Annotated in this window: 20 protein-coding genes; all 20 read right to left on the reverse strand. The window is 56.1% G+C overall.

Annotation, left to right across the window (positions count from 1 at the left end; translation table 11 throughout):
• Positions 1-2 precede the first annotated feature (2 nt).
• Entirely contained in the window at positions 3-1,112 is a 1,110-nt protein-coding gene (locus BPRO_RS27205; RefSeq protein WP_011486276.1) for a type IV pilus twitching motility protein PilT, read from the reverse strand.
• Between the two features lie 2 nt (positions 1,113-1,114).
• Positions 1,115-1,561 (reverse strand): type IV pilus biogenesis protein PilM, encoded by a 447-nt coding sequence (pilM, locus tag BPRO_RS28285; protein WP_011486277.1) that lies wholly within the window; start codon positions 1,559-1,561, stop codon positions 1,115-1,117.
• A gap of 2 nt (positions 1,562-1,563) precedes the next feature.
• The gene (locus BPRO_RS27215) at positions 1,564-2,520 is read right to left on the reverse strand and encodes an ATPase, T2SS/T4P/T4SS family (protein WP_011486278.1); all 957 of its coding nucleotides are present in this window, start codon (positions 2,518-2,520) and stop codon (positions 1,564-1,566) included.
• An 8-nt stretch (positions 2,521-2,528) separates the two neighbouring features.
• Positions 2,529-3,056, reverse strand: a complete 528-nt coding sequence (locus tag BPRO_RS27220) for a type 4 pilus major pilin (RefSeq protein WP_232291612.1) — start codon at positions 3,054-3,056, stop codon at positions 2,529-2,531.
• 46 nt (positions 3,057-3,102) lie between these two features.
• Complete coding sequence (locus tag BPRO_RS27225; protein ID WP_011486280.1) at positions 3,103-4,176, reverse strand: type II secretion system F family protein; 1,074 nt, start codon at positions 4,174-4,176, stop codon at positions 3,103-3,105.
• Positions 4,166-5,728 carry a GspE/PulE family protein gene (locus BPRO_RS27230; protein WP_011486281.1) on the reverse strand — a complete coding sequence of 521 codons (1,563 nt, stop codon included), beginning with the start codon at positions 5,726-5,728 and terminating at the stop codon, positions 4,166-4,168. Before BPRO_RS27230 ends, BPRO_RS27225 begins: the two co-directional genes overlap by 11 nt.
• A 16-nt stretch (positions 5,729-5,744) precedes the next feature.
• Complete coding sequence (gene pilP, locus BPRO_RS27235; RefSeq protein WP_011486282.1) at positions 5,745-6,359, reverse strand: type IV pilus biogenesis protein PilP; 615 nt, start codon at positions 6,357-6,359, stop codon at positions 5,745-5,747.
• Positions 6,346-7,635 (reverse strand): type 4b pilus protein PilO2, encoded by a 1,290-nt coding sequence (pilO2, locus tag BPRO_RS27240; RefSeq protein ID WP_011486283.1) that lies wholly within the window; start codon positions 7,633-7,635, stop codon positions 6,346-6,348. The genes pilP and pilO2 overlap by 14 nt, the downstream gene beginning before the upstream one ends.
• 20 nt (positions 7,636-7,655) lie before the next feature.
• On the reverse strand, positions 7,656-9,326 hold the full coding sequence (locus BPRO_RS27245; protein ID WP_011486284.1) for a PilN family type IVB pilus formation outer membrane protein: 1,671 nt from the start codon (positions 9,324-9,326) through the stop codon (positions 7,656-7,658).
• Positions 9,326-10,264 (reverse strand): RNA-guided endonuclease IscB, encoded by a 939-nt coding sequence (gene iscB / locus BPRO_RS27250; protein WP_041390694.1) that lies wholly within the window; start codon positions 10,262-10,264, stop codon positions 9,326-9,328. Before iscB ends, BPRO_RS27245 begins: the two co-directional genes overlap by 1 nt.
• Before the next feature lie 357 nt (positions 10,265-10,621).
• Complete coding sequence (locus BPRO_RS27260; protein ID WP_011486286.1) at positions 10,622-11,050, reverse strand: TcpQ domain-containing protein; 429 nt, start codon at positions 11,048-11,050, stop codon at positions 10,622-10,624.
• A gap of 1 nt (position 11,051) precedes the next feature.
• A complete protein-coding gene (locus BPRO_RS27265; protein ID WP_011486287.1) occupies positions 11,052-12,326 on the reverse strand; it encodes a TcpQ domain-containing protein in 1,275 nt (424 codons plus the stop codon).
• Positions 12,327-12,331: 5 nt separating this feature from the next.
• Positions 12,332-13,600, reverse strand: a complete 1,269-nt coding sequence (locus BPRO_RS27270) for a TrbI/VirB10 family protein (protein WP_011486288.1) — start codon at positions 13,598-13,600, stop codon at positions 12,332-12,334.
• Positions 13,590-14,396: a TrbG/VirB9 family P-type conjugative transfer protein gene (locus BPRO_RS27275; RefSeq protein WP_011486289.1), complete on the reverse strand. Its 807-nt coding sequence runs from the start codon at positions 14,394-14,396 to the stop codon at positions 13,590-13,592. The genes BPRO_RS27270 and BPRO_RS27275 overlap by 11 nt, the downstream gene beginning before the upstream one ends.
• On the reverse strand, positions 14,393-15,163 hold the full coding sequence (locus tag BPRO_RS27280; protein WP_011486290.1) for a type IV secretion system protein: 771 nt from the start codon (positions 15,161-15,163) through the stop codon (positions 14,393-14,395). Before BPRO_RS27280 ends, BPRO_RS27275 begins: the two co-directional genes overlap by 4 nt.
• A 44-nt stretch (positions 15,164-15,207) precedes the next feature.
• Positions 15,208-15,591 (reverse strand): hypothetical protein, encoded by a 384-nt coding sequence (locus BPRO_RS27285; protein WP_011486291.1) that lies wholly within the window; start codon positions 15,589-15,591, stop codon positions 15,208-15,210.
• On the reverse strand, positions 15,592-15,927 hold the full coding sequence (locus BPRO_RS27290; RefSeq protein WP_041390697.1) for a hypothetical protein: 336 nt from the start codon (positions 15,925-15,927) through the stop codon (positions 15,592-15,594).
• Positions 15,928-16,095: 168 nt separating this feature from the next.
• Positions 16,096-16,374, reverse strand: coding sequence for an EexN family lipoprotein (locus tag BPRO_RS27295; RefSeq protein WP_011486293.1), 279 nt, complete (start codon positions 16,372-16,374; stop codon positions 16,096-16,098).
• Positions 16,375-16,408: 34 nt separating this feature from the next.
• Complete coding sequence (locus tag BPRO_RS27300) at positions 16,409-18,343, reverse strand: ATP-binding protein (RefSeq protein WP_049764349.1); 1,935 nt, start codon at positions 18,341-18,343, stop codon at positions 16,409-16,411.
• Positions 18,340-18,708, reverse strand: coding sequence for a hypothetical protein (locus tag BPRO_RS30020; RefSeq protein WP_157046076.1), 369 nt, complete (start codon positions 18,706-18,708; stop codon positions 18,340-18,342). The genes BPRO_RS27300 and BPRO_RS30020 overlap by 4 nt, the downstream gene beginning before the upstream one ends.
• Positions 18,709-18,723 lie beyond the last annotated feature (15 nt).

Here is an 18,723-nt window from a genome sequence, read left to right on the forward strand (position 1 = left end):
GCTCACGCCTTTACGGTATTCAAACGCTCGTTCACTTGCTTCCAGACCGCACCCTGCCCCGCAACGCTTCTCAACGCTTCAGATTTGGAAATCTTTGCCGCCTTGACCAAATCAACCAGGCTTGCGGCCATGGAACGGGAAATCTTGTCTTTCGGATCCTCAAGCTCCATCTGTACTTTGTGCGAATCGGCAAGGATTGTTGAAAACGCTTGATGATGGTTGAACAGGAGCTCGGAGGCCAATACGCCGGTCAATTTATCGACCGTGGGGACGATTGCATGGTGCACAACGCCCATTAAGGAGGTGGCCAGGCTGGCAGTCCTGGCCAATTCTTCGCCAGGGAAAAAAGAGACCAGTTTCTGCACTGCCCCATAGGCAGAACTGGCGTGCAGGGTTGCTATCACGAGATGTCCAGATTCACCGGCGAGAATTGCATTTTCAGCTGTATCTCGGTCACGAATTTCACCGATGACGATCACGTCCGGCCGTTGACGCATTGCCCCACGAACGCCCTCAAAAAAAGATGGTGTATCGACACCAACTTCGCGCTGTGAAAAAACCGAATTGTTGCGAACGAACTCGTATTCAATCGGATCTTCGATCGTAACCACATGAGCGTTTCTAGTGGTGTTGATGTAGTCGATGAGCGCAGCCATGGTGGTTGTCTTGCCGGAGCCAGTGGGCCCGGAAAGCAAGATCAAACCCTTAGGGTTCTCCACCATCAACTTCACGGACGGGGAAAGACCCGTCTTTTCAAGCGGCATGGGGACTACAGGTGTTCTCCGTATGGAGAGCATTTTCTTATTACCGCGGCCGGCCAAGTACGCAGTCACGCGCAAGCGCCAATCGCCAACCAGATACGGACGGCTGAAGCCACCATTAATAAGGTGGGTCGACCAGTCTGGCTCCATGGAAGTCAGAATGAACTCGATATCGTCATTGGAATACGCACTGTCAGGGAACGGGGTCCATCCGCTGGCGTTGCGAAGCATAACGGGTTCATCAGCAGCCACAAGAATGTCGCTAAAAGGCATTTTGCTGTCGACCACGGTGAGAATTGCTCGAATTGTGGCCGCGGCGGCAGCGGTATCTGTAGGAATATCGTGATCCATGTTTACTTTCCAACAATGACAATTGAACCGTTCGGGACCGAAGCAGGAATAGTGATTCCCGTCGAAAGGCCATTGGCGCTTACCAAAGTGCCTGATGAATTGCGCCCCACCATGAATGATCGCGCCGTCTTTCGGTAAATCTTGTCGAGCAGTAATGCCTCCGGTGATGGAGTGACTTCATAGACAAACATTGTTCCGTTTGAAACGATGTTGGACCAATTGGTCCTTCGCTGATGCCCCCAGAGAGGGGTGATCTGGCTATCACTGACAGCACCCGAAAAGCCGGCATTTGAATTGATAAAATTAATAAGCTCTTCTCGATAGGCAAGAACATCAGTTGCCGCAACATCGGCCTTTGCTGACATGAACTGTTTGTCTTGCTCAGGCACATGGATGGCGACCAGAAGAGCCATCATGGATATGAAAAACGTCGTCACTAGCAGCGGCATAATCAGGCCTTACGTTGACCTGATACGAGCATCCTATTTTTCTGGAGCTGCGTCACTGACTTCAACTGCTCAAATCGTCGCTGCCGGATCATGCCGCGGGCTCCTGGTCCATCCTCTGCTGTCATAAAGAGGGGCTCGACCATCAACTTCTTTCTTGAACCCACCTTCTCAAGGCGTTGGTGAAGGACCGCAGTGATGCCTGTTGCGAGCATCGACAGCACGTCATCGGAGGAGCCTCCATCGGAACCTCCGTTTGCAAGAGCGAACACCCTTTCAATGGCCATCGCTGGATTGTCGGAGTGTGCGGTACAGATCACCAGCTTGCCATTAATGGACGCCCGTAGCGCCTCAATGGCAGTCTCAGAATCTCGAATCTCGCCAAGAAATATGACGGACGGCGCCCATCGAGCAGCTTGCCGGCAGGCGTAACCAAACCCGCCCCGCTCCACCGGGGTCTGAAAGCAGACACCTTCACCATGGCGGCCGTGCAAAGGCATTTCCGGGGGGTCCTCAATAGTGACAGCCACCCCCCCAAACTGGGAGATCCTAGCCTCTACGAAGGACGAGGCGGTGGTCGTTTTCCCATGGCCAAAGGTGCCACTGATGATGAAAAGCCCCTTCATGTTGGGCTCAAGCATCATCTGAAGAAAGGCAGGAGGAATACCCAGCTCTGCAAGCTTCTGGATTTTGTCGCCAATACGACGCAGGACAAACACCATCTCCCGAATCGTCTTCATCACCGAAACGCGATAGCTTATGTCGCAATGACGGAGCGGGAAGTCCTCACGATCTGGATTCTTCTCGAAGTACTCCTCGCACGCATGCCGCAGTGTTTTAACCTCTCCAAGATGCTCCTCCCCGGGCGCGATGGGATCAGAGGTGTTGGGAACCCCCGACAACCATGCAGATCCATCGGTGCCCAAATAGACGTCAGAAAAAACTAGATCTTTGAGAGGCATGACAACAATTAGGCAGAAGTAAAGACAAGAGTCTGCGTCGCAGCAGCTGCACATTGGGTCGAAGCGGTGGCGGGTCCAACGGGGAATGAGGTAATCGCCGCCTGAGAACCGACTTTCACTGAAACCCAACCAGCAGTCGTAGACAGCACGCTGGTGCAAATGTCAGTTGGCACGCTGGTGGTAGTGATCGAGAAGTTCGCGGTGGCGCCAACCACCGAGACGGTACCGTTTTGGCTGTTGGTAAGGGTGGGCGGCGTACCCGCCGTAACCACAATGGTCGATGGCACCTTATTGGCGCTAACCAATACCTGATTCAAGTTCGCGGTACCGTACCCGCCCTGGCCGTAGAACAGCGATTTTGTTGCCGCACGAATCGCACTGAGCTCTGACGTCATTTGGGTCGATCCCTGGCTGCTTGTTGCGCTTGAGTACAGTGAAAGGGAACCGCCAATGACGAGCGCCAAAATTGCCAGCGAGGCAATCAGCTCGATGAGGGTAAGACCTGCCTGGGATTTGAATTTGGAAACGGATTTCATAGACACTTTCATAGTTACCTCCGGGTTAAAAAACAAACAAAATCCATTAATGAACGCCTCGCTGCAGCAACTGCGTCAGCTGAAGTTGCATCGCAATGAGGCCAGACACCACAAACGCAATAAGCGAACCGACGAGCATCAGTGCAATACCAAATATGATCTTCATCAGGGCCTGAATACGCTCAACCGACTCTGTGATCCAGTCGTTCCCGATGATGCGCAAAGCTTCATCGAATCCCGACTTGGTTGCGTAGATGCGTATGTCTGAAATAATTTCCCTGTCAGGGAACTCATATCCAGATTTCTGTAGCGACTCACCAAGGTCGCGACCTGCACGGAGTCCCTTCAGCGCAGCTGCCGACCTGGTTGCAGCCCACGCAGAGGCGCCTTGGCCTAGTTGCTCAATGGCCGACTCAACGCGCGTGCCGGCCTGGACAAGCGCCGAAAGCGCGATCAACCAGGAGGAGCCCTGCATAACGCGGTAAATGCTGTAGGGCGGATAACGATCCAGCTTGGTGCGCAGCGATGAATTCCACAGAGGAAGTGAGACGAAGAAGGCGATCGTAATAATGATGAGCAAAATTACCATCCAGACGAGCCAGTTCTGAACAAACGATGACACGTCAATCATGAGCCGGGCCGCACCGAACCATGAATCAGACTTCGCAGCTTTGGTAAATGCTGGGATGATCTTGAAGGCAAACAGATAGAGAATGCCAAATGACAAGACGGCCAGAAATGCTGGATATGCAATGCCACTTACAACGGCAGTGCGTATTTCCAATTTGGCCTTAGACACCCTCACGACAGAAAGAAGGGAATCACTGAGCTTGCCCGACTGTTCCCCAGCTACGATCAGCATGTATTCCTCAGTAGAAACCCAGGGCCTGACGACATCAGAAATCTTGCGCCCATTGTTCAGCCCACGGATCCAGTCAGCCAGCGCAAGAGCGAGCGGGGACGTGGGTTTATTCAGGGCCTTGAGCTCCTGCAAGGCCGGAATAATCGAAATGCCGTCGCCAAGCAGCTTGGACATTTTTTTCCATAGCCGTTGGCGTGCTTTGGCATCATTCCGGAACTGGAACCGCGCAAAGTCGATGCTGAGCTGCTCAAGATTCATGGGATGCAACCTCCCGCCCTAGCGCCGGCTCCGGGAGCAGATTCAACGGTCCAACCTCCTCCTCAGCCCGAAACGGGTCAACTAGTCCCCTGTTGATCTTGATGATCGCCTGCTCCAACATTGAGCTGCCGCCAGTGGACCGCCAATAATCGATTGCTAATTGCCGATCCCCTTTACGAATGAGATCCATGAGTTTGTGATCGGGCACGACGACTTCGGCAACCACTGTGCGGCCAGCTACGCCACTTCCCGAACAGTGTTCACAGTCGGTGCCTGCCACATGCACCTGGGCACTTGCCACGTCGATTGACCCCATCACACGCATCTGATCTTCGTGGCTGAAGTTGTCAATGACCTCTCTCAATGGCTTCTTGCAGTGAGGGCAAAGAACTTTCAGTAACCTCTGACAAATCATGCCCGTGACAATGGACGGATCCGCCATGATGTTCAACGAAACGCCCAAGTCCACCATGCGGTCGATGATCGCAAAGGCATTGTTGGCGTGAACCGTGGACCAGACCTGATGGCCAGTCATTGCTGCTCTTACGGCGAGTTGCACTGAGGGCGTATCGCGCATCTCACCGATCATGATGATATTCGGGTCAAGCCGCATGGTTGCTTTGATCGCGGCCTGAAAAGCATTTGACCGGTCTTCTTCGGTTTCAGCATTAGCGACTGGCGTCTGCACGATGCCTGGCATCGGGTATTCAGGCGGGTCTTCTACTGTGATGATGTGCTTTTGCCCATTGCACTCCGAATGGATTGACAGAAGGGTTCGCTGCAGAGTGGTGGATTTGCCCGAACCAGTAGGCCCGGAAATAATGTTGATCCCCGTGGGCCTGCGCTTCATGGAATCAACCTGGGCCTTCTGTTGCGGCTCATATCCAAGGGCACATATATCAGTCGACTTATCCGCGTCGTTATAGAGCAGGCGAAGTACCATGACATTGCCGTCAACCTGCGGCGTGGTAGCTACCCGAATGCCGTCCAGGCCCGGGGGAAGTTTGTCCCGCTCAGAGATGCGCGCATCTTGACGATTGTTCACGTCAAATGTCGCATCTGCGACGTCACACATCGACGTGTAAATAGCGGAACACATGAGGTGGCCCCAAGTCGCAGTGTCTTCTTGCACAAGATGCAAATCGTTGTGAATTCGGAAGAATACCTTCGTGCCACCTTTGTTGAAGACTCGAATGTGAATATCCGATGCCCGGCGCTCCACCGCCTTTTTGAACACCGTCTTGGCAGCCTTCTGCATCTCACTTGCTTGCGCGACGAACTCATCAGCGTGCGAATTGTCGTGATGCATCTTTGCAATGACGTCCATCGCGACTTGCTGCACCACCGGAGGTGGTAGACCACCCTTGGCGCACTCGCCCTTTACGCGCTCGGTGTAGCTACGAACAGTCGCATTGAAGAAGTGATCCTTCGACACCAGAAGCCGACCGGCTTCCCGATCAAAATAGACCAGTTTGTTCAGATCTGCCGATGCAGAGATAGGCTTTATGGCAGTGGGTGCCATTTGTCCAGGTGATTTAGCCAGTGTCAACATAGGTGATCCCTGTCGGTTATCGCTGCATGGAGGGGACTGGAGGAAACTGCCCAAGCTGCCCTGGCAAAGTGTTGGTACCGGCCGTAGAGCTGGAGTCCTTCGTGACCGCACTCGACCCGAACGCCAGGCGCTGGATGTTTTTCCCCTTCAAGTCAGTCAGCACCACCTCATTGAGGGCGACTGAGGCAACCCTACGGTCACCAATAACATCGCCTGACTTGACGCGCTGCACCTGGTTGCCGGGAAACACAAGGACAGCTTCAAGCTGGCCCTTGAGCCCTGCAACAGAGACTACCGATGGCGAGCCCGCAGCGCTGCCGAGGGGCGACGAGTAGGAGCCGGTGTCAAGTGTTGAAAGCTCTTTTTGCTTGGCCGCGATCTTCGTCTTGAGTTCCAACTGGCTCAAGCGCGCATTCAGGACCGTCATTTCCTCGGTAATGCGCTGAATTTCCGCAGCGCTGGTGGCGCTTATGGATGAGGATGGCAAGGACAAGGTTGCAGCTTGAGGCGCCGCTGCCGCCGCCGCTGGCTGCGCCTGGGCCGGCGTAGCTGGCACCTGGTTTTGTGCTTGCACGGTGAATGTGCTTGCCGCGACAAGGGAAGTGAGGAATAGACTTTTAACGCTGAACATACTGAACCCCCGAAAGTGAGTACTGAAATGCGCCAGATACGACGCTGTAGGTGATCTTCTGGATCCGGAGTCCAGGTGAATTGATAAGCGAGGCCATTTCAACTGGCCCGATGCCGGTTTTGAACTCAATTGGCAGTGCAGTCCACGGTGGGGGTTGGGTCGAAGGCACCGCCCCCTGCTGGCCAGGTAGGGTTTTAGGCGGTTCTGGCTCGACTGGCGTGTCAATCTTTACTGCAACGCCATACCTCGAAGAGAGGTCGATCATCCGGAGCACGGCGTCTTGTTGGTTGGGCAGTTGCTCCGTAAAGTCGTTCGGTCCCGCCACGGTGAATGGAACCGACACAGAGGCGGTATTCCCATCTGAAGACAGTTGCGCTTCCGGTCGAATCAGCTTGAGATGGCTAATCCACGCATATTGGCTAGAGCGAGTCCAGGTGGCCTCAAGACCATCCGAAGAGCACACCTTCGATGCAAAGCTCCAATTACCCAATGTGTATCCGGCCTTGGCCGAAGCCACTTGGCAAGCTGCAGCAAAGGGCCCAGGGAGCGGCATAGTTGGCCACGGTTTGACCGGTGCGGCAGCCGTTGGGCGTTGGCCGCGCATGACCTCTTCATTTTGAAGGCGAAGGGCTTCAGCAGCGGCGATCTTTTTCAAGTTCCAGAGACGAAATCCATACAACCCGCCAAAAAGCAAGGCGAGAAGGAGCAAAGTTGGAACCAGAAACTTCTTAATGCGTAGCGAGACATCGCTTAACGCCCACCGGCGAGGCTTTTTTAGGTTCGCCTCATTGAAGAAGTCATCAAACCCACGCTCTTCAGAGTTCGGGATGTTCCAATCACCAGGGCAGACGATTGCATCCCAGTTGCCATAGGCGAAATCTTCACTGAGTCGTACCCGAATTTCGTCACGAGTCCCAACTGCGTCACCATCGGCCAAGATGACGCCCGCATGCGATACAACACGAAGGTACTGATCCTTATCGTCCGGAATTGGGATGGCGACCAGAAAATTACGATGGGCGTCATTCGCACCAACGATGTCCGCAATGAGAGCCGCGGCCGAAATCTGGCCGGATTTTGCACCGTCACTGCGACGCGCAAAGCCAACATGAGGGGACTCGGAACCTCTGAGAACCTTGAAGTCGAATTCCGATTCATCCGCGAAATGTCGGATCTCCTTTGAGCGTGCTCCGCCAGCGTTGTGAAGCGGGTGCCAGACGAGCCCAGCAACCAATTCCAGCTTTCTCTTGCCCAGGGTGAATTCAATGATTCTCATGGTCGGTTCTAAATAGAGCTTTAATGAGCGATATTTGGCTGGATCAACACCACGAGGATTTGTCTTTTTGTTGAACCGGTTCGGCTGCCCAGCAGCTTGTTCTCCGCGGCACCAACACCGTTGGCGACGGCCGTCAGGTTGTCCTGATCAAAGCCGGCGACAACAAGGGTTTCACCGCTTTTCAAGCGCACCCTCTGGATAAAGTTGCTTGTTGCTACATCAGGAGCCTGGATGGAACTGGTCCCAGACGAAATCGTGTTCAACTTGAGCAGGGAGGAAAGGTCAAGCGAGTACTGCAGCAGCAATTCGTTGCCATCGATGATGTGAGGAACAATCGTCATCGAGAAGCCCGTCTGTATAACGCCTGGCGTGAGAGAGACCGTTGACCCGACGTTGGCCGTCTGTGTCTGCGAACTTGAGGCTAAATACGACACCTTGCGCCCAACGTTTACGGGAGCCGGTTGGTTATTCAGTGTCACCAGCGTTGCAGAGGTCAACTCACTGACACGACCTTGCATCGAGAGTGCCGACAGCATGGCTGACGAGCCCGCCCAGCGGCTGTTCGAACCAGCGGGCGCGGAGATGATGAGATTTCCAGCGCCGGTCGCCGTTGGGAAGGCTGTCTTCAGAGCCAGCGAATAGGGGTTTGCAGCTGAGAGGTTTGCGTAGACCGCATCCCAGTTGATGCCATAGTCGTCGCCTTCTGATATCTCGACAGAAAGGACACGAACATTGACAGAAACAAGCCGGTTCAATGCTTGATTCTGAGCGGTCACGAAATCGGCTACTTTCTCCATCACCGCCGGCGTGTCTGTCACCGTGATCGTGCCGGTTGCGGGGGACGCGCTTACCTTTCCAGCGTTGCTGAGCATCTGCTTGATGCCACTTTCAAGGGCAGTCCAAACAGATAATCCAGCGAAGCCAACACCAGTCGAATTGGTCGAGCTGCCGCTCTGCGTGGGTCCAGCCAAGCCTGCACCACCCGACGCAGAGGAACTGCCGCCGGAGGACGACGTCGACTCGACAGCACTGCTCAGGCGAGTATCGCCAGGGAGTGCCGCAATTCGGAAGGTCCGAGACTCCATCAGGAAGAAGCGCAGTCCATTGCCTTCGACGCGCCAACTGATCCCATAGTAGGCGGACACGAAATTCATGAAACCCGCCAGATTGCCGGAATAGTTGGTTGCCAGCGGTGAGGCGGCAGAAACTGGGCCGGACGGGGTGCCGCTAGGCGAGTAGCCTTGGGCAGCGCCCATGGGAAACGGTAGTGGCCCTCCGGCCGCCCCCCCCATTGGCAAGGGAGCAACGGCTGCAGGGGTTGTGCCGGCCTGTTGAGGGCGGGTCGACACATCGGGATCTACCGCGACAGGCAGCCCCGTCATTGACGCGACCAAGCCAGCAACGTCGTTCAGGCTGTTGAACCGTTGGTTGATTTCGACCTGAATCGCGTCAGTTTTTGCATTTGCCTTGTCGCGCTCCGAGCGCTCGACCTTTCGGAGTGGTATCCAGCTCTGTTCGCTAAAGGAAACCGGGCCAGATTCAGCCACCGGGCGCGATGCCAGCAGCTTCTCGGCGCGCTCCCTCGAAACCTCCACCTTTGGCCGGATGGTTTCATTTGAACCTGGGGTGGTGACGCAACCAGCTGTGAGAGCTGCTGCTGCAACGGACATGATCGACAGTGCAAATTTCATCAGATTGCGCGTGAAACCCTGCCATTCATGGCGGGGAGGTAGAGCGCCGGATGCGCAGCATCCGATGCCTTGGGCCATACCTGCTCACGCCCTGTGTGATCGGCCCGGTTGAAGAAATACCCATACCCGTCGTTGCGCTGCGTCACCCGGCAATGCTTATGGCTGATGCCCTGAACCACGCCGGAGATTCCGCCCTGATGGGTCTGGATGTTGAAACTGCCGCTGGCGCGTACCGCCACTCGGCCAACGTGAACCCCGGCCTTGACGCCCTTGGGCACTTCGGCGCGCACCATATCGCCGGTGCCAAAGCCCTGCACACGCTTGCCGCGCATCAGGTACTCGCGCAGCTCATAGCCGAACAAGGTGCCTTGCTGGTACTCCACGCCGGAAATTTCTGGGTTTTGCAGTGCCTGCATGTCAAAGCGCACCAGCTCGGAGCTGATGGCCCTCACCGGCGCCCAACGTTGAATGCGCCTGACCCAGGCCATGGCCGTGTCCACCCGGTGCTGCAGGGAGGGCGCGATCCAGCCGGACTTCTTGTTGCCGCGGTTCAGGAACCTGGGTGCGCGACAGCGCAAATTGCTCCTGCGGCGCCGGCGCATCTGACGACGAGCCGTCAAGGCTTCGGATATCTGCCGGCCCCGGTGGACCAGATCCAGCAGGTTGATGACGGCTACCCCACTATGAATTTCACCCGTGGACGCGTCAACCGATTCCACATCCCTCACCAGCGCGACGCCGGTGGTCTTGCTGCCCGGATCGAGCTTGATCCGTAGCGGCTGAAAGTCGCAGGCGGCGGCCTGACGGTCAACAAGCCGGATCACCAGTGGCACCAGCCGATGCACGCGCGCCCGGCCGCGTGCCAGCAGCAGCCTGGCCCGCTTCTCGGTGCACGGCATCAATGCCTTGCCCTGGTTGTCCAACACGAAAACTGCCACACCAACTCCTGACATCAATAATTCACACTGCAAACTGTGCAGCCAGGCCGTCTTTCCAGCGGTCAGCCCTTACGGGCCTGGTGACGGCTCTGGTGCGCCTCACGACGCTCCAGAACGCTCCCCTCGGGAATGTCAGCAACCGGCTCCAGCCCTTGCGAGCTGCGATCAAGACCTTCGGACCTTTACCTTTGTCCAGCATGATCAAGACCTTACAGAGCAGCGAACTGAGGAAGCATTCGCTGGTGTGTCTGAACGACCTGTTGCTAACGTAGCGGGTTGATTACCGCTTTCCCTGGTCAACCTGGCTTGGCTCCTTTCAGTTCCAAGCCCCATCCTTTAGGGTGGGGTGATTGACTCTTAGAACTCCGAAATGCGGACCGTCTTGTTGCCGCGGTAGAAAACAGCCTGAAGCCGCGCTCCGGCCTCATTGGCACCCTTGAGCAGCGTCGTCACCGACTCTTCGAAGCCCCCAGGAAGAGTCATGTTCTGATCGAGCACATATTCGGGAGCCTGCCAAATGAGGTTCCAGCCGGCGCGCTTGCCAAAGTCCCTCAGTTGCTCGTCCACGCGCTTTCCTTTGACGATTTCCATGAGAGGCACTTCCGGCGCCGCCGGCGCAAGTGGCACTGCTGCAGCAGGGCGTGGCTGATTCGGCGCAGCGAATGGCAAGGCGGGCTTGTCTACGAAGGGCTCCGTAGAGACCTGAATGGTTTGGGCGCTGGCGGCGAATGGCGCGCAGGCGATCACGATTTGCAGCGTGCTTTTGAGGATATGGTTGGTATTCATTTCAATCGCCCGTGATTACAAGAACTTGATTGCTGTATGCAGTGGCCTTGATGTGGTAGCCCACCGACTTCGCCTGCGTAACTACGTAGTCGGCAGCCTGGAGGAAATCGGGATGCGACAGCGGTCGCTCCGCGTCGGCGGTAATTTCCACAGTCGGCGCGCCCTTCCAAACCACCTTCCAACCTGCGTCCTTCGCCCAACGACCCAGCATGTTTTCAATGTTCTGGTCGGCCTTGCGAATGGACCAGGCTGAAACTGCTGGGAGGCTTTGGGCGGGCGCCGGGGCGCCTGAGTGGCGAGATGGCGCTGCCCCTTTCAGCCGTTGCACTGCCTCGGATGGGGTGATTCGCCCGGCACGGAGCGCTTCCACCACGGCAAGGTCGGAGTCGCCTTGGCCAAGGCGAGTTGTGCTGCTTGGCGTCTGGACGCGCGCCGGCGCAGCTTCCGACCAGGTGATAGTGGTCGGATTAAGTAACTTCTTCCCGCTGTTCTGGAGTTGGTCGTCGAAAAGGAAACCGACCTTGACCGATATTGCAGACGGAGTCGCACCGGCCGCGACAAGAGCGTTCCGAACTACCCGGGCCCGTTCCGTTCCTCCGACGTCGGCCGGATGAGTGTCATCCGCAGACGAGATGACAATGCGCAGTGAGCCTGCGAGCGTCGCGGCGAGCTGTTTGAGCCGTTTTTCGCTTTCCTTGTCCAGCTTCGCCGACCCGCGCTCGAACAGTATGCTTTTGGTCTGTTCCGTTTCTGCTGAAGCCCACGTGACCTGGTCACCGCGGGCAGGCTGGGCGTACGTGTTGTCCGTCCAATCATTGCGCTTGGTATAGGTCTGCGCAAATGAAGAGGCGCCTGCTGTCGGTGAGAGAGAGGCTAAGGTCAGCTTTTCGACTGGTGTCGCACCTTGTGGCGTCCCGCGCTGCTGATACTGCGGAGCCGAGCTAAGCGCCGAAGAATGGGTGATTCTCGCGCTCGATGCCCCTAACTGAGCCACAAAATCTCCGGGTGTGCCGTTGAGAACCGTGTAGGGCCCTTCCTGCCTTGGGATCAGGAGCTGGGCCGTGCGCGTCGAAATGAACGCGGGAATGTCGTCCGACGCACGGTATTGGAGATATGTGCGCTGCCCGTCGTCAAAGACTTGCAGTGGCTTTGCCCGCGAATCCCCTTGCACCGCGTAGTCGAAGTTGAAACGGTCCATTGCAGTGGGACCTGAGGCCGACATGCCGTTGGCCGCAGTGAGCGCAAGGACGGTTGTGACGAATGTGAGCTTGCTCATTTGAACTAACCTCGAAAGGGAGAAGGGAAAAGCATGTCGCGCCGGACTTCAATAACGACCCTCGCGCCCGAGGGGATGCTGATGGTCGGTGCCACTTCGCGGTTCCGCTCAAGAATGGACTTCGCGGTGTCGGTCAGGATCTGGCCGGTCGCCGACAGCCCGCCGGCTTGACCATTGGTTCCCTGTGGAACGGCCTTCGTCGATACGACGCGGTCTGCCAGAAGACCGATCAGGAGGCTTGTTCCAAACAAGCGAAAATAGTGGTTGTCAACGTCGCCTTTCACCCCCGCTCGGCCGGCTGCATCCCCGCCGTTGAAGGATCCAAGATCGAACGACTGACCGTTGGGAAGCACAAGCCGGGTGAAAGCAAACAACAGCCGTTCCTGGCCCATGCGCACGTCCGATGAGTATTCGCCAATTGCCAGCGTGCCCTTCGGCAATACCAGGTTGCGCTGGGTAGTGGAGTCATAGATGTCGCGCGTGGTGCGCGCGGTGATGACGCCCGGGAGGTCGCTGTTGATCTCCCGAAGTGTCACAGCCTCGATCACGCTACCTTGAGTCAGCATCAAAGGTGCTTCAGGGAGCGACGGAAGAAGACCAGGGTCTTTCCGTGAAGGGGCGAATTCTTTCAACCAAGACTTGTCTGCTGCACGGCCAGCGGGGGCCTGCTGCGGCCGCTGAGAATTGAGAAGGCCCGAGACCTGGGACAGATCTCCTGCTTTAGCCGACGCTGCTTCCCTTCGCGCCTGCGCGATCTTTTCCTGTTCGATGAGTTGGGAAATCGGGTCCAGCTTCTCGGAGGGAGCTTGTGCCGGCGCGAGCGCCTGGTCAAATACCACCGGCTTGGCATTGGAAATCTCTGTCTCGCGGACGGCTTCTAGTGAAGCCGCAGTGCCAAGTTTGGAGCTCGCCGGCGGACTGCCAAGATCGACCGGGAACGGCTGCGGCCGCACACCCGTGTCAGGAGCTGAAGCGCTGGGCAGCGGTGCCTTGGCGGCCGCGTCTCCGCGAAGCGCAGCTGGCACACCCGCCTTGTCAGCAAATGCGGTCACATCCTTCGGGTCGCCCTTGACGCCAGCGTCTTTTGCCGCGGTTGCTTCCTGCAACGTGACCTTTTTGCTAGCGTCCTCACCTTTCGTAGGTGTAGAAACGTCGCTGTACCACGAATAGCAGCCAATGGCCAATAGGATGCCAATACCCAAAAACGCCAAGATGTTCTTGGGCGGGACGCCCGTCGGCGCGGTGGTTTTGGGGGAAAGGAGGTTATCGGCCATTGATCAATCCACCGAAGAAGTTCCGGCGCCCCTCTTTTTCCACGCGCACTTCCTGCTTACCCAACTTGAGCAAGAAGATCCCGCCCACGCCCTGGGCTATCAGGTAGCCGTCCTTGACAGCGTAGTTCACCAGTGAAGCTTCGCTGTCCTTGAGGGTGAACAGTGCGGGCATTTCCTGCATACCCTCAGGGATCCGGAAATAGGTCCGTATTCCGTCATCGAAGACCTGCGATGGTTTGATGGCGTCGGTCCCAGTGATGAGGTAATTGAACTGGAGCTTGTCGATCGCAAGCGCTGACTCGCCGCCGCCTGCAACGCGGACGGGCTGTTCAGACTGCGCGGCTATCTCCCTCTGCGGCGCGCCTCTTGAGGAGGCCGCTACATCCTGAAGGACCATCTCAGGGTTGTTCCATGTGACTCGTTGGTGCCACTTCCCAGTCTCATTCGCGCTTCGAAGAATGAGTTGATAGGTGGTTTTGTTCGTCACCAGGCTAGCGCTGGTCGTCAGTCCTTCAAACTTTGGCTTGATGAAGATGTGCTCGCGGCTCGCGGACACCTGAAATACAAAGTTGACCGTGTCGCCGGCGACAAGTGAAAGGACCTGTTCCCCTGGTGCAAGCATCACGTCTGTGACTGATTTGGGGCGCGTAAGAATCAAGTACGTGACATCTGGGTCGAAGTCGAATGTCACCAAGCGTGTGTCGCCATTCACAGGAGTGGCGATCTGCTGGGCATTGGCAGCTGGCCCAGCCAAGTGGAACAGACACGTCGCGATGGCTGCAGCTAGAAATCTCATTTCACACCCTCTTTGAAGCGCTCGAAGTACGAAAAGGTGATGCCGAGTGGGTTGTCCATAAGTTGGGCCTCAGACTCCGGAGGGACGGTTTTGTAGTGGATGGTGAAGCGCCAGTTCTCCACGATGGGCGGGTTCTGGCTGATCCGCTCGTTGGTGGTCACAGTCGCAAAGATCAGGCCCGGCTGCGAGGTGTCCACGGAAGAAACGATTGCCTCACGGACAAGCCCGGGCTGCTTGGCTAAGCGCTCGAAGGGCTGGTCACTTGCAATTAGGTCTTTGACTTTACCGATGGCTTTGTCACTGGAGCGACCCATGGCGGTTTCAAAGTTGCCCCTGGTGAGGTAGGGGTCGATCGTCATCAGGTTGCGGATATAGTTCCTCGCCTCTGCCTTGACGAAACGCGCGTCCGGCCGGAACTGTTCAGCTTTGAACGGCTGCGCGACCAGGAGTTTTTCCGAGTTGGTCTCAACAAGGTAAACAACGACCTGCTTGAGAGGAATGAGGAACGCGAGCGAGAACGACTGGAGGATGTTCATGAAAAGCAGGAACACGGCCACCACGAACCATCGCGAGCCGTGTGTCGCGGCGTTCCCATAGAGCTCAGAGAATTTGCGGGAAGCATCTATCTCAGCGATCGGTGGGGTGTTGAGCAAAGAGGGGGGCTTTTTTCCGAACATGCCCTCACTGTAAAAAGCAAATGCATCAAAAATTTCGGAGAAATAGGCCCCAATTCGCAGTTTTGTCCCTTTCTGGGCCCGAAAACGCAAAAGCCCACCCGTTTTAAGGGGTGGGCTTTTCGTAGGCTGTCAGCTTAGGGGCGGTATCCGTTTTCCAGGCGGTCCTGCCAGGATTGTTCAACTTCAGTTCGTGAAGAGTCCAATTCTTGCTGGGCTGCGTTTTGAGTCAGGAGCTCATCCTCCTCACGCTCTTCGGCCATAACACGAGCCTCCTCAGCAAACAATGCTGCGGCGTCGTGCCCTTCAGTCGGAGCAGGCGCAGAAATTTCAGTACCTTCCGCCGTCTCATTCTGACCCGCTGGGGACTGACTATAGCGGCTGACGGAAGATGGCTGGCCAGCTCCCCAAAGCGTTGAAATGAAGAGGTAGGCGACGTAGCAAAGTCCCATCAAAATGCTCACCCCTGGAAACACAAGGAGCATTGCAGCCGCAAATCCCCAATAGAGCAGTTTGAACATTTATGCCTCCAGCGCCTTTCGAGCCAAAATCGATCGCCAAGCCAATTCCACTGCAAAGACGTAGACCTTGCTTGGCATTTCCAGAAGCTTGGACTTTACGACATCGTAGACGGCAGACCGCTTGAACGGATCAGTTGCTTTTCCAACTCGCACCAGTTCCTTGCGCTCCACACGAGCGACTTTCACTCGAGGCTTGCCATTGAAGAATGACCCGTCAACGACGATGCTTCCTTCCGGCAGTGGCCCACTTTTTAGCCGAATGTGGCCACCAGGGACAATTGCAAAGCGGATTTTCGTCGAACGAAGATGCCCGCGATTAAAAAATACTTGTTCCATAACGGTTCTCCAAGAAAACCGGAAAGGACATCGCCCCAAAGGGGATGTACCCCCCGAGGGATTAAAAAGAAGCACTTGGCTCCTGCAGGCTTGATGAGGCACAAGCAACGCCACTAAAAGTGAATGAACTTTAACCGAATTTCCGCACTTCGGCAATTGACCCAGAATTTACTTGCTTGCTTCCTTTCGCATCTTTTGGAGCTCCGTGATGAACGCCTCAGTGGCGGCCTTGTCCTGGGCAACCAAAAATAGCCCATAACCTCGCGCCGGATTGGCGCATGCGGACTCGCTGTTTTGCGATTTGCCTTCCTTGCGGCACTTCTCTAGCTTCTTCACCGCTTCATCCGGATGAGCGGTGTAATACTCGACCGACTTGACATCTGTGCAGCCAGTGAATGCAACGCAGGCCAGTGTGGCAACGACGATCAATGTAGTTTGAACTTTCAAATCAACTCTCCTTGACTGAGTACGATTCTAGATATTACGAAAGCATCAGTTGGTCACGTGCACGCAAGAGTACTTCCTTCGTAAATGGATTGCTGCGATCAATCCCACCCTTGGCGGTAAGCGTCATGTTCCAGGCTTGCATCAGAATGCCGTGGGCGTCAGCAATGGAACATCCCTGCAATACGTCCGACACTTCCTCCCAGGACACGTCCATGACGGCTTGGCGCTTGCTGTCGCCAAGAAAGGCCTTTGCAAGCTTCAGCAAGGATGCGTCGCCTGGCTTGTGGAAGCGGACTTTCTCGGTAAATCGGCCGGACCGCAATACCGCTGCATCTGACATATCTGCGAAGTTCGTCGATGCGATCCAGAGCACATCGTTGAGGCGTCCTGTCGCGCCGTCCATTGCCTCCAGCAGTTTGTTCGTTGCAGCCTTGTAAGGGCTGTTCCCACGATCAGCAAGAAGGTCGTCTGCCTCATCAATGAAGATGATCGCAGGCCGGGCATTTCGGACTTGTTTGAGAGTCTTCTCCAGGATAGCCGGATCCCGCGCAATGTCGGACCCCGATAACGGGAAGAACGCCCAGCCGGTCTCCTTGGCAATCATTCGGGCAGTCTCAGTCTTCCCGGTGCCGGGGTCTCCGTAAAACAGAACACCGGATGGGGCCTGTCCACCTGATTCTTCAATCTCGAATGAGCTCGCAATTCGGGAGATCAGCAATTTAATCGTATCCGACTGCTCTGCTGGGTAGCTCATCTCAGCAAATGCCTTTGTGGACTCTGGCACACGATTTGCGATCCCCTGCTGCAGCCGTAGCATTGCCATGAAGTCAGAGAATCCCAACCGCCCCTTCCCTGTATCCTTCACATACTGCGGTATCCGCTGCGGCACCGAAAGCACTGTTGCCGTGCTAAACCCATTCCAGCGCTTCGCCAAGGACTCCACGACACCCGCCTCAACAGGGACGCCGCAACCGTGCTTGGAAATTCCAGATGTCAGCAAGCCCACGCGAGCTTGAAGGTCGGGATTTGGCACCTCAAAGATAAAGTCGAAGCGGCCCGCGCGGCGCACTGCCGGGTCAATGCGGTCAATGAAATTCGTCGCCGCAATGAATACCACGCCGCTACGTCGATAGTCCACCAGGTAGGTGAGAAGGCGATTCAGTATCGCATTGGTTTCATTCAAGTGCGAACTCTGTCCACTATCCGACCGCGACCCCAGGATCGAGTCAGCCTCATCAAGGAAGATCACGCAAGGCGACCGGGCAATGGCTTCATGCAGCTGATTGAAAAGGTGCAGAGACTCCTCACCGACCCACTTGCTCATCACCTTTTGAATTGGGATGAACTCCAGACCGAGCTCGCCGGCGAGTGCCTTGGCGAAGACTGTCTTGCCATTTCCCGGCTCACCATGAAGAAAAATGCCGTTTCGATCAGCAGGGCCAGCACACTCGAGTCCAGCATCGCGTAGTTTCTTCTTGAAGTCTGCCATGCCCTGGATCTGCTTGAAGTCTTTTTCCCAGGTCGGCTGAATGTATTTGGGTGCGGCAAGGTGCGCCTTCCTGGCCTTCTGCCGCACGGCCATTTTCTCGCCCATCGACGGAACTGGCGAATTGGGAGCGGCCATCGGACCTGCGTCATGGAGCACCTTCTTTCGGATCATCAGTGTCGCGATTGCGCCGGCCAACATGGCCATTCCAGTTGCCAGGAATGCTACGAACTCGGCCTTTGTGCCCACATAACGGTATGCGCCACCGGCCGCTACGAGCATCAAACCACCCAGCAACAAGCATGTCTGACCAGGACTAAGGTAGCCCTTTGAGTAAAGTACCGAACCCAGGAGGATCGTGGCGAAGAGGAGCCAGTTCACGATCCCGTTAAACGGCAACGCCAAAGTGATGGCTGCCAGTCCGAGAATAGGGAGTGTGCTGGGAACGAAGAGCCTTAAGGCGCGTGAACCGATTGCATTCATTTTTTTGCCTTTCGAGGTTGCGGCGCCACAGGAACAACGCCCCCTTGCGGCAGCGGGTCTAATTCAGAGAACTGGGCTAAGCTGGACCAGGGGATCGGTGCAGCTGGGAATGAATGCCGAAATGCATCGACATCGCGCGACTGCTTCACATTAAATGTAGCGCCGCCTACAAATTCGGGGTGAGACAAACATTTACCTGTTGACTCGCACCACGCCCGGACGTTCTGAACGTATTGCAGACGAAGCCCCAAGGCCTGACCAGCAAAAACGACGATCAATCCGACGATGACTAGGGCGACATTGCAGGCCAACCTCTTTTCCAGAGAGGGGAAGGCGTGTGTGGAATGGGTCTTTGGATCACTCATGCCCTTATTAGACAA

Source organism: Polaromonas sp. JS666 (genome assembly GCF_000013865.1).
Lineage (GTDB): Bacteria > Pseudomonadota > Gammaproteobacteria > Burkholderiales > Burkholderiaceae_C > Polaromonas.